General features: G+C 50.7%; 16 protein-coding genes. 10 read left to right on the top strand and 6 right to left on the bottom strand.

Annotated elements, in window-relative coordinates; translation table 11 throughout:
- Nucleotides 1–351: 351 nt before the first annotated feature.
- Genes PsWM33_RS25225 through PsWM33_RS25240 form a run of 4 tightly spaced genes read right to left on the bottom strand, consistent with a single transcriptional unit; the run spans nt 352 to nt 3,308 of the window.
- Nucleotides 352–954 carry a transcription termination/antitermination NusG family protein gene (locus PsWM33_RS25225; protein WP_063302063.1) on the bottom strand — a complete coding sequence of 201 codons (603 nt, stop codon included), beginning with the start codon at nt 952–954 and terminating at the stop codon, nt 352–354.
- Nucleotides 951–2,261: a helix-turn-helix domain-containing protein gene (locus PsWM33_RS25230; protein WP_063302064.1), complete on the bottom strand. Its 1,311-nt coding sequence runs from the start codon at nt 2,259–2,261 to the stop codon at nt 951–953. Before PsWM33_RS25230 ends, PsWM33_RS25225 begins: the two co-directional genes overlap by 4 nt.
- Entirely contained in the window at nt 2,258–2,566 is a 309-nt protein-coding gene (locus tag PsWM33_RS25235; protein ID WP_153040012.1) for a winged helix-turn-helix transcriptional regulator, read from the bottom strand. Before PsWM33_RS25235 ends, PsWM33_RS25230 begins: the two co-directional genes overlap by 4 nt.
- A complete protein-coding gene (locus PsWM33_RS25240) occupies nt 2,559–3,308 on the bottom strand; it encodes a class I SAM-dependent methyltransferase (RefSeq protein ID WP_063302066.1) in 750 nt (249 codons plus the stop codon). The genes PsWM33_RS25235 and PsWM33_RS25240 overlap by 8 nt, the downstream gene beginning before the upstream one ends.
- Nucleotides 3,309–3,356: 48 nt before the next feature.
- Between PsWM33_RS25240 and PsWM33_RS25245 the strand changes: the two genes are divergently transcribed.
- Nucleotides 3,357–3,737, top strand: a complete 381-nt coding sequence (locus tag PsWM33_RS25245; RefSeq protein ID WP_057464819.1) for a hypothetical protein — start codon at nt 3,357–3,359, stop codon at nt 3,735–3,737.
- Nucleotides 3,738–3,890: 153 nt separating this feature from the next.
- Nucleotides 3,891–4,304: a hypothetical protein gene (locus PsWM33_RS25250; protein WP_057464818.1), complete on the top strand. Its 414-nt coding sequence runs from the start codon at nt 3,891–3,893 to the stop codon at nt 4,302–4,304.
- Between the two features lie 234 nt (nt 4,305–4,538).
- Here the strand turns inward: PsWM33_RS25250 and PsWM33_RS27225 are convergent, their stop codons facing one another.
- A complete protein-coding gene (locus PsWM33_RS27225; RefSeq protein ID WP_057464817.1) occupies nt 4,539–4,724 on the bottom strand; it encodes a helix-turn-helix domain-containing protein in 186 nt (61 codons plus the stop codon).
- Between the two features lie 105 nt (nt 4,725–4,829).
- Here PsWM33_RS27225 and PsWM33_RS25255 point away from each other — a divergent pair, with 105 nt between their 5' ends.
- Together PsWM33_RS25255 and PsWM33_RS25260 are read left to right on the top strand one after the other, a co-directional pair.
- Nucleotides 4,830–5,303 carry a helix-turn-helix domain-containing protein gene (locus PsWM33_RS25255; RefSeq protein WP_057464816.1) on the top strand — a complete coding sequence of 158 codons (474 nt, stop codon included), beginning with the start codon at nt 4,830–4,832 and terminating at the stop codon, nt 5,301–5,303.
- A gap of 74 nt (nt 5,304–5,377) precedes the next feature.
- Complete coding sequence (locus PsWM33_RS25260; RefSeq protein ID WP_057464815.1) at nt 5,378–5,632, top strand: hypothetical protein; 255 nt, start codon at nt 5,378–5,380, stop codon at nt 5,630–5,632.
- A 450-nt stretch (nt 5,633–6,082) separates the two neighbouring features.
- Here PsWM33_RS25260 and PsWM33_RS25270 read toward each other — a convergent pair whose 3' ends face one another.
- Nucleotides 6,083–6,763 (bottom strand): GNAT family N-acetyltransferase, encoded by a 681-nt coding sequence (locus PsWM33_RS25270; RefSeq protein ID WP_063302067.1) that lies wholly within the window; start codon nt 6,761–6,763, stop codon nt 6,083–6,085.
- Between the two features lie 455 nt (nt 6,764–7,218).
- On the opposite strand from PsWM33_RS25270, the gene PsWM33_RS28225 reads away from it, so the two are divergent.
- The 6 genes from PsWM33_RS28225 to PsWM33_RS25300 form a co-directional block, all read left to right on the top strand.
- The gene (locus tag PsWM33_RS28225) at nt 7,219–7,446 is read left to right on the top strand and encodes a hypothetical protein (RefSeq protein WP_208981011.1); all 228 of its coding nucleotides are present in this window, start codon (nt 7,219–7,221) and stop codon (nt 7,444–7,446) included.
- A 59-nt stretch (nt 7,447–7,505) separates the two neighbouring features.
- The gene (locus PsWM33_RS25280; protein ID WP_063302068.1) at nt 7,506–7,799 is read left to right on the top strand and encodes a hypothetical protein; all 294 of its coding nucleotides are present in this window, start codon (nt 7,506–7,508) and stop codon (nt 7,797–7,799) included.
- A gap of 51 nt (nt 7,800–7,850) precedes the next feature.
- Entirely contained in the window at nt 7,851–8,069 is a 219-nt protein-coding gene (locus tag PsWM33_RS25285; protein ID WP_063302069.1) for a hypothetical protein, read from the top strand.
- Nucleotides 8,070–8,084: 15 nt separating this feature from the next.
- Entirely contained in the window at nt 8,085–8,720 is a 636-nt protein-coding gene (locus PsWM33_RS25290; RefSeq protein ID WP_063302070.1) for a hypothetical protein, read from the top strand.
- A gap of 109 nt (nt 8,721–8,829) precedes the next feature.
- Nucleotides 8,830–9,105, top strand: coding sequence for a hypothetical protein (locus PsWM33_RS25295; protein WP_063302071.1), 276 nt, complete (start codon nt 8,830–8,832; stop codon nt 9,103–9,105).
- Between the two features lie 2 nt (nt 9,106–9,107).
- A partial coding sequence (locus PsWM33_RS25300; RefSeq protein WP_153040013.1) for a hypothetical protein occupies nt 9,108–9,640 on the top strand: 533 nt, incomplete at its 3' end.

A 9,640-nucleotide genomic window follows, 5' to 3' on the forward strand; every position in this document is an offset into this window, starting at 1 on the left:
GCAGCTGCTTGATGTACTTGGCGAGAGCCTTCCATTCAGCCGTGAGGTAGAACGGATCAACCGCCTTAGGCGCTTTGCGCAGCGTTGAACCCAATGTGTTCAAGCGGGGGCTGATGGATTTGAGTGGCAAAGGAAGCTGCCTTCAAACAGAAAAAAGGCCCGCCTCTCAGCGAACCAGTTTGACGCACTCTGCATGCGTGTCGAAATTCCATAGAAACTCTTCGCGCCAACTCCGCCATCTGGCGTCTTGTGTTGACTGGGTCTCGTGTCTGGGTCGCTTCTGTTTGGTGTAGCGGGTTCTAGCCGCTCAGGCCCCAAGAGATTCACGTGATCGTCCTAGGCTCATCATGGTTATCCTAGCGTAAGTTTGTCAACTGTCACAGTTGCCTTAACCACTCGCCCGAATGCTTCAACCTCCACATCGACCAGCTCACCGCGCTTCCTAACATCACGCACCACCCCCTTCAATTGAGCACCGGTTCCAGCTTCCAACAGAATATTACTGCCAATGCTAAGCAGCTGACCCTTAATCAGTTTACGTCCAACCTCAGCATCGCAAGCCGTATCAATGACACGAAGCATTTCTCGCACCGGCACGCGATGTGGCGCTCCCTCTGGAGTGCTCGAAAGAATTTTTTCCACACCATCACATTGTCGAACTAAATCGCAGGTCTGGCCAGCATTCGCAGCCAACCCTACGAACAAGTAACGAGGGAACATCAGACAACTCACGGTGATCCGCTTCTTCCTTGTCTTCGATTTCCGATCATCAGTCATCATCGGCAAGTAACCGATCAGACCAGTAGCAGTGATACCCTCGAAAGCACGGTCCTCGCAATTCGGATTGGTTCGCACCACAATCCACTCAAGCGAGCTGCTTCTGATGAGCGAACGCATGAACTGATAGTTGCGCTCAAGCGCTCGTCTTTCCTCGTTGGGAGCAGTCTTCGTCATTCAGCAGCCTCCTGAGTTGCCGTTGTGGTGTTGGTGACTTGATTGTGCGCTGCTTCAAAGCTCTCAAGAGCTGCTGTCACAGCCTCAAGCAAAGTCTCGTATTCATCACCAACAAGTCTCGGCATCCAGACCCACTCTGGCAGCGCATGATCAGGAGCAAACCTAGGCCAGCCGCGCTCCTGGTGAAGCTGCTTCCAAGCCTGCCAGATCTCGCTGCCAACCTTTACAGCTTCAAACTCATCACCCAACGAAGACAACTCATTTGGGACAGTTCCGCCACTTCGCTTCCGTTCGGCAGCTTGATGCATGAGAACAACAGATTTCCAACCGTATTTCGACAACCGGTCCAGCTTCTCTTGCTTTTCGATATCTCCTCCAGCCGTTAGGCGCCCTTGGATTATCGAAGGTGGTTTCGGAAAATTCTCAGGCGCAAGGGGAGGCTTGAGCAGTTCGGAAAACCGATAAACACCCCAAAGCTTGCCATAGCGCTTGGCTACCTGCACCTCTCCGCCCTCATTTCCAGAGCCTTTGGGCAGCAGCTCCCACCGCTTTTCCTTGAGATAAGTCAGCAGAGAGCAAATCTTGGTGCGACCTAAATCCCTGATGTGTTTCTCGTAAGATTTCGCCAGCTTTGCAGCCTGATTGCGTTCCTCCTCAGTCAGTCCAAACCACAGCCGCTCAGCAGCTTCCACACTGTCGCCTGCCCCTGTCGACCAGCCAGCATGAACCTTTTTCAGCCTTCGAACCCACGTTTCACGAGAGACTTTGCCCTTATTGTCATTTTTAACATTCTCGCTCTTACACGCGCCCTCTCTCTTCTGGACTGGTATTGGATTGTTAAATGGACTGTTCTTATCTTGGTGCACGTCGTGCACCACCTTAGGTGCATCAGGTGCACCACCTTCATGCACCTCGTGCACCACCTTTTTTGAGTGAGCTGGTGCATCTGGTGCACCGCCTTCCTCTTCAAACTCGGCAGTTTTGACCATCCGCTCAGATAAGCTGGGCGCAACTAAATCACGCTCAGGCCACCGCGCCACGTACTCATGGCGCTTCCATCTTTGCCCTCTGAAACCATGTTGACTGACCTTGATCCAACCAGCAGCACGAGCCGTCTCGATATGGTTGAGAACAGCCCGCTTGCTCAGCCCGCTATACTCCATCAAATCTTCAATTGACGGATAGCAGCTCTCCCCCATTGTGTTCATGAACATGCTCAAGGTTTGCAGCAAGAGCCTTGTGGTCGCTGGAAGATCAGACTGGCAGAAGGCTTGCCGCCATTTCCATGCCTTTCGGTCTCCGCTCATACCCAGCCCTCCACTTCTATTTCAGGAGACTTGAGCATGTAGTCGTTTCGCCTGAGCTTTGCGCCCGCCGAATCGAAGCGCCGTACACCAATCCAGCCAGCCCGTTGTGCCTTCTTAAGGTGCTTGGTCACCACCGGTTTGCTCAAGTTGGCCCGCTCTGCCAGATCGCTAACGGGCACCGTGAAAGCCTCACCAACACCGCCGACAAACAGGCTTAGCGTATGCAGCACCAAGCAGGTGCCGGATTCCATATGGTATTGCGAGAACTCGCGCCGCCACTCTTCAATGTTTCGAAATTCACGCACTGCAAGCCTCCATTGTTTCAGGGAGAGAAAACAAAGGGCCAGGTTGATCCTGAAGTTCAGGGCCAGTAGCCAGTTCTAGGTCATTTAGCTTTGAAAATTGTCCTTTGGAGCCGGGAGGCACCCAGATGAGCTGGGTAGAGCTTGCCTCTTGATCTGTCCGAAAAATGATCCAGCAATACGCCGTTGCAGTGGACCCTTTGGGATCATATCGCCCCTTATGGATCGGCACCCTTTCAGCAAAAACCGCCACGATTGCAGGTGGATGAGCAAGAAACAGTGTTGCAACACGCTCGATTGTCTCCAGCCACCTCAATGGAACAAGCACAGCAACGCCTCGCTTGGGCTTATGGGCCAATGCACGTTCCACGAACTGCTGAGCCAACATGCCAAAGGGCGGATTGGTGATAATCCAATCAAAGGTTCCGGCAGGGAATTGCCACTCAGGGAGCACTGTCAGGAAGTCCCAAAACTCCCCATGTGCATCACCAAATCCACGATTGAACAGATCGGATGACCAAACCAAATCAAAGTATTCTCGGAGCGGGATCGCCATATGCCCACCACCACAAGCACATTCCCAAACCTTCAACGGCTCCCAACCCGCCTCGCCAACTTGCTTGATGCGCAAAAGCAATGCGCACAGAGCACGCGTTGCCCATGGTGGCGTAGGAAAATAGTCGCCAAACTTCTCAGGCTCTACCCGAGACGCCATGACCGCTCGTAAGTTCTTAGGAGAGCTCATGCAGCAACCCTCCCGAGGGATTCCGTAGATCGACGTTCAGGTGAATGCGTGTTGCAATCAGCATCGCAAAAAGATGCAGAGAGCCTTGCCGGATGCGCCAACATAGCAAAGCTCTCTGCGCACACTGGCAGGAAAGGAACGGCCAGCATGGGTGGAACTCTATCAAGGTATATTGATGGGTATGAAAGTCTGCTTGAACAACATGTGGAGTTAGCCGCAGAAAACGCTGCATACAAAGTGCTTTTGAGCGCGGTGAGAACTTTGCCCAACGATCAGTTGGTAAGCATTCGAAATGCCATATCCCGCGAAAAATGCTCTGAACCAAAAGCAACTGATGAAACAAGCCTGTTTCAGGCTCTGTTAGCAAGGTCGTACAACTATCATCTAGAGCTATTACAGGACCAAGTACTAGCTGAGGAACTCGATTAAGAAGACACCACCTGACCTGTTCAGGCTTGTGGGTAGGGCTTTGCTCTGCCCACGTATTCTGAGTGTTCATGCCAAACCTCCCGCGAAAACCACGTCTCGACTCTCGGGGCTTGGCCTGCTGGAATTCCACTCAATTAAGGAGAGGAAAGATTGATGGGCGAGTATTTTATATTGCTTGTTATAGTGGGCACCCTTGTCATTCTCTGGCGAGGTTTCAGCACGGGCACTAAAAACATTTCTTATCACGCAGAGACAAGAGCACCTGCTTTCCCTAGAAAGTCTCCCGCCCTCATCGGGTGTAATTTGGTGATCGGATATACAAATGCAAATGGCGAGGAAAACGAGTTCTATATCACCGTCAAGACAGTCCGTAAGCCGCCGGAGGAACTGGGAGGGAGTTTCATATATATTGACTCCTACTGCCACGATCTTGATGAGGAGCGAACTTTTCGCAGTGATAGGATAGATTGGCTGCGGAACGGTGAAGACACCCCTCTTATCGAAGGCACAGCGGCTCAAACTTGGATCGAAAGCCGAGCCAAAATCCCTATCTTGTTGGAAATTTGAAGCACACATCCGCTCTACCCCTCTTCAGCACGCAAACGAAGAGCGTAAGGCCAGTGAGCAACTTCATTGATGAGTTCAAAAATGGTCGTGCAGCGGACTCTCACTGCGTGATGTGCAAAAGTTACACGAAATTCATCAGATATAAACACGACACCAACTCTCTCAAAAGATGTGTTGCGTGATGAGGCTGGCTGTGTTGGAGATATCGTCTCTCTAGCAGCCGACTCCTACCAATCAACTCTTAGCAACAGGGAGGTTTTCTTCATCGGTCAATTGCAGTTGCTCCAACATGAAAAGCTGGTAAGACCTTTCGAGAACGGCAGTTTTCTCAGAGAAACCATCCCGTTCAACACGAGAGACGCAGCTTTGAGAGCACCCAAGCGCACGCGCCATCTCCACCTGAGTAAGCTTAGCTTTCATTCGAATTTCGGTAGGCTCTAGCATCGCTATAAAATCCCGTGGGTATAATATTTACTCGACACGTGTATTTTCAATGCCAGATGCATAGTCCAAAGTCAACACCCAATGCATAAAGCCGATTGGCACTGTGGAGCTATGGAACCACACGAAAGACTTAGAACAGCCCGCTTCAATGCAGGCTTTAAAACAGCTACAGCAGCCGCCAAGTCTCTTGGCGTCAACGTTAGCACCTACTCAAGCCACGAGAACGGCTCTAGGGCATTCGGTCATGAAGAGGCTGCTCACTATGCCCGCCGCTTCAAAACATCTCCCCAGTTCCTTTTGTATGGAGAAGGCCGATCACCCGATGATGCAAAACCAGACGCTGATGACCTAACACACAGCCTGCTGGGTGAAATGGCGAACAATTCTGATAGACCACAAACGGATAAGCTTGACTTAGAGTTATTCTTAAAGTCTTTTGAAGAAGGAATAAGACTTGAAGAGCAAATTCTTGATGGCAGGGGTAGCATTAGAGATTTATCTATTATAGTTGAAAATATTTATAACGCTGCAAAGAAGAAAAAGACTGATAAGTGATATTTTTTAACTGAAGGATACTGTCCTAAAGTTTCGCTACGCGCTCTAACCATAAGTACCTAAAGAGAGACCATATGGACAACGAAAGCGCACTATCACTGATCTGGCATCGTCCAACCTTCTCACACAAAGAGGAAGTTTTGGACCTTATTAAGACCGCCGAAAAGTACGACCTAATCACACCACTTAAGATGATGTGTGTTAATCTTTACGATTGCCCCTACATCGATTTACTAAGCGAAAAGCAGCAAAAAGAAGTAATCAACGCCTTTCGCCCCGCGCTGGTTCTGGCGTACACACAACAGAAACAGGAGCAGGAAGTTGCTTGAGTACACCAAGAGGCGCCCCGCTACTGCACTCATACTCGAAGAGTTGAGCACAACGGGTGCACAGCTTTTGCACATCTGGAATAAATCCAATGGGCACCTCTCACCCGAGTTCATCGATTACGCACGCAAAGTACTACTCATGGCGCCACCTGCCACCCCCAGCGACAGCCCTGACATTCTAATGATAGGCAACGACAGCTTCGCACGTCACGTGTTCGGGGCGGACTGGGCTCAACACCCAACCAGAGCCAGAAAGGCGATGTCACTGACATATCGACAATTGGTGGCAAGCAGTTATTGGAATGCACACCAGTCAAACAAGCCAATTTTTGACCTGATCGGCGCAAACCTTTCCGACAATAACTATCGCGAGTATTGCAGACTAATCCTGCCCGTACATTCACGAGCAGGAATTTCACAGCTTGTAGTTTTCACGAAAGAGCTACCTGATCAATCATCTCGCGCTATATCACTAATCAACTGATTCAGAGCGTATGAAGGGTTTGCACAAAACGCCAACCCCTTTGGAAAGTCTCGAGACGGCACCTCAAAGCGAATGCCATCTGACTGACCCACCAACCATCCCCAGCGCGCTCCATTTCCATTCAAGAAATCAGTGGGACGCATCCAGCAATAAATCCAATCAAGTCGCCAAAGATCAAAAGCCATAATCTGCGCGAACTCCATCAATCTGCGCGCGTAACCCCGTTTCCTGAGATCTGGCCTTATCCAAAGATCGCCCAGGTATCCAACCTGCCCCGAAATACGCTTCGCGATCTCAGGCTGAACATTCGTCACCTGTACAGGATTGCCATCAACATCAACATATCGCAATCGCCAATAAGTGGCCAAGAAGTCCGACAACGCCAACCCTTGCAGCGGCTCTAGCCTAATTGCCGCAAACCCACATAAATGCTTCTCACCAACTAACCTCAGCCCTAGCCACGCAACATTCTCTTTACTCTGTGCGTTGAGAGAATATGCAAAATGCGGTGTAAGCCCGCCCTTAGCCTCGGGCAAAGCCTCTTCAGCAGCGGCAAACGATTCCCCCTGAACAATCTCAAAGCCGTTTTTCTCAAACTCAGAAATCAGCTTAGCAGCTGCCTGATAGAGCACTAAACGCGCCACCATATTGGTACCTCCAAATACCCAAAGAGCAATTGGATGCAGATATCCACATAAAACCTAACGAAATTACCCCTTAAATCTAACAATCAACATAGTTTGACTCGTGTCCTAAATTCATTTTTCGGACGCTGAGCATAATATTTATGCCATATGCATTGACAATTGCGTATACTCAGAGCATATTTTTTACACTGACTGTGTGGATTTGAATATCATGACCGAATTTGAAGCAATTAAGCTTCTTCGTGAACATCGAAGAAAACTGTCTCGACTTCCAGCTGGCTCATTAGTCCGTTTTCGAAGGAGCCCGCCTGAAGACTTAGGCCGATGCAACATCGGTATTGTGCAACGAGATGCAGCCCTTAGTGCTGTGGTCGTTCTCTACATCGATAGCGACAACCAACCTCAGCAAGCAGTAGCAGCAGTTTCAGATTTATTTATCGCAGAGGGTGAACGAGATGACATCTCAGATTGATGACAAAAAGGTGCGGGACACACGCGACGATCTACAACCGGGAATTGACAACCTGACCAGCCAGATCAAAAGCGCCGCGGTGTCTGACACAGATAAAGCAACTCTCGCTTTGCGTGCAGGGAAGGCAATCGTCTCAAACGTTGCAGAAGAGATCTTGGTGAACCAGTTCGCCGAGACACTCTCAAAGGAAGATGAAGACACCACCGCCTAACACAAAATAGAGAGAGAGGGCCCTGCTCTGTCTCTCTATCTCCAAAAGGGAGTATTTCGATGCATAGCGCCACAATCATTCAATTCCCTGCGACTAAACAGAGCCCAGCTCAAGCACCCTCCAAAACCGTACAGCAAGTGGGCGAAGAAGCGCTCACCCAGACAAAGGACGCTCATAGAGACCTCTGCACGTTCCTCTCTGACTTGAGCTTCATGGTCAAAGAGACCCCGCAGGATCGCCGTGCGATCAGCGCTCGCATCCTCGCCATGCACGAAACTCTCACCAACGCCGATATCGCGCTGGTGAAGATGCTTCAGCAAATGGAGACCGCAATTCCAGCAGGCACTCTTTAGGGCCTCCAACACTTCACCTCTTCGCTCCCCTCAATCACGAGGAACAGTCCCATGAATTGCATTGAGAAAGTCGTATCTAGCAATCTCTGCCGCGAGATCCTGTTCCACGTGAACGAGGCCGCGAAGCTATCCGTTCTGGTGGTCTTCGCCATAGTGCTGCTGCTCCTCGCCCCCGCCCTTGATGAAACAGTAATCGAGGCAAAACAGAGCATCTCCTCTGAGTTCATCAGCACCCAGCTTTCCTCTTTTGACGTCCTAAACGAACGCTAGAAGGTTCATGCGCCTATGAAACGTAAAGCGAACTCCCAAAATCTGTTCCCCAGTATTCCTGTTCCTCTCTACAAACTTAAAGCAGCCCAAAAGGTGCTCAAGACTGTCGAGAAGTTCAGAGCCTACCTCACTTGTCTTCGTGTAGAGTTCAAAGATGACAGCGCTCTGCTGATCGCAACAAACGGCTACATACTGCTTGCGCAGTCCGTAAAGCTCAAAGAGAACGTTGGCAGCGGTAGCTTTGTCATTCCTCGCCAGATCATCGAGATACTTCCCAAGCTGACCAAACATAACCGGAATGAGCCTTATCTACTGACGCCAACCGCAGTAAAGGGACACCCTCTGAGTTTTGGCTGGGAGAATGCAGACTTCAACTTCCCAAACTGGCGCGACGTCATACCCAGCGATGACTATGAAAAGTCGCTTGCCAAGTACGACCCTAAGTACGTCCAACTCCTCAACGACATAGGCACGGTCTTGCACGCACGCAGCTGCGAAATACACCCCAATGGTGAGCCTAAGCCTGCATTAGTCACGTTTGAGCAAGTCGCTGAAGCATTCGGCGTGATTATGCCGATGAAACTGGGAAAGCTCCCCACGAAGAAGCCCTTCGAGATCTGGGAACAAGAGACTGAAGAGGAATTCGCATGACCTTCCTCCCTCTCATCTTCACCGTGAACACCCTCCGCATGTGGCAACTCTACTGGTTTGGTCAAGTGCCCGTTCGCTATGGCGCAACCCTACAGCAGGAGAACGAGCAATGAAGTGCCCCACCTGCGCTGGAACCGGACGCGATGACTACTTCCACCTCGCCCTGAGCGAGTGTGGGCGCTGCGACGGAACCGGCTCTCTCGCAATTGAAGACCTCAAACCATCTGCCCTGAGAACTGCTTCGCAAGCTTATTGGGAAACACAGTCTCCGAGCAACAAAGTGCCCTTCGACGAACTCACCCCAAACAATCAAACCGATCTTTCTTGGCACGCCGCGAAGGTCATTCTCGCTTACCAAAAAAGCGAGAAAGAAACACGGAGCTAATCATGCCAGTCTTAGCATCTAGAGCCACAGCGTCAGCAGTCGAGACCATCAGAGAAACAGCCAGAACCGCTGGCTACTCTATGCCTGCATTCAAGCGGATCATTGAGGAGTTCATCTACCCGCTTCGTTGGTCAGAACGGCAGTCTCGCCCACCTCAGGACACTCACTTTAAGACCTTCGAGTTCTACTCCAAGCCGCCTCTTATGCTCTACATGATCGTGCGTCGGGACTGGTATAACGGGAAAACCGATTGGCTCGCATACTTCCAGAACGCCAACGGCATCTATTCTTCAGACAACAAGACACACAGCACATTCAAAGAAGCCGCCGCTGCCTGCAACAAGTTCCATCGCGACCACGTCTTGAAACTTATCGACCTGGAGGCAGTCTGCAGCGAGGTCTTTGAGATGGTGGCGAACATGCTGGAAGCCCAAACCGGCACAGCCGACAAAACCCCGTGCCCCTCCTGCTCTGACAAAGATGCAAGCCGTTGCGACTGCGTAGAGGATTACTGCACCTGCACGCTCCCTCGCAC

The sequence above is a fragment of the Pseudovibrio sp. WM33 genome, from assembly GCF_001623165.1.
GTDB lineage: Bacteria > Pseudomonadota > Alphaproteobacteria > Rhizobiales > Stappiaceae > Pseudovibrio.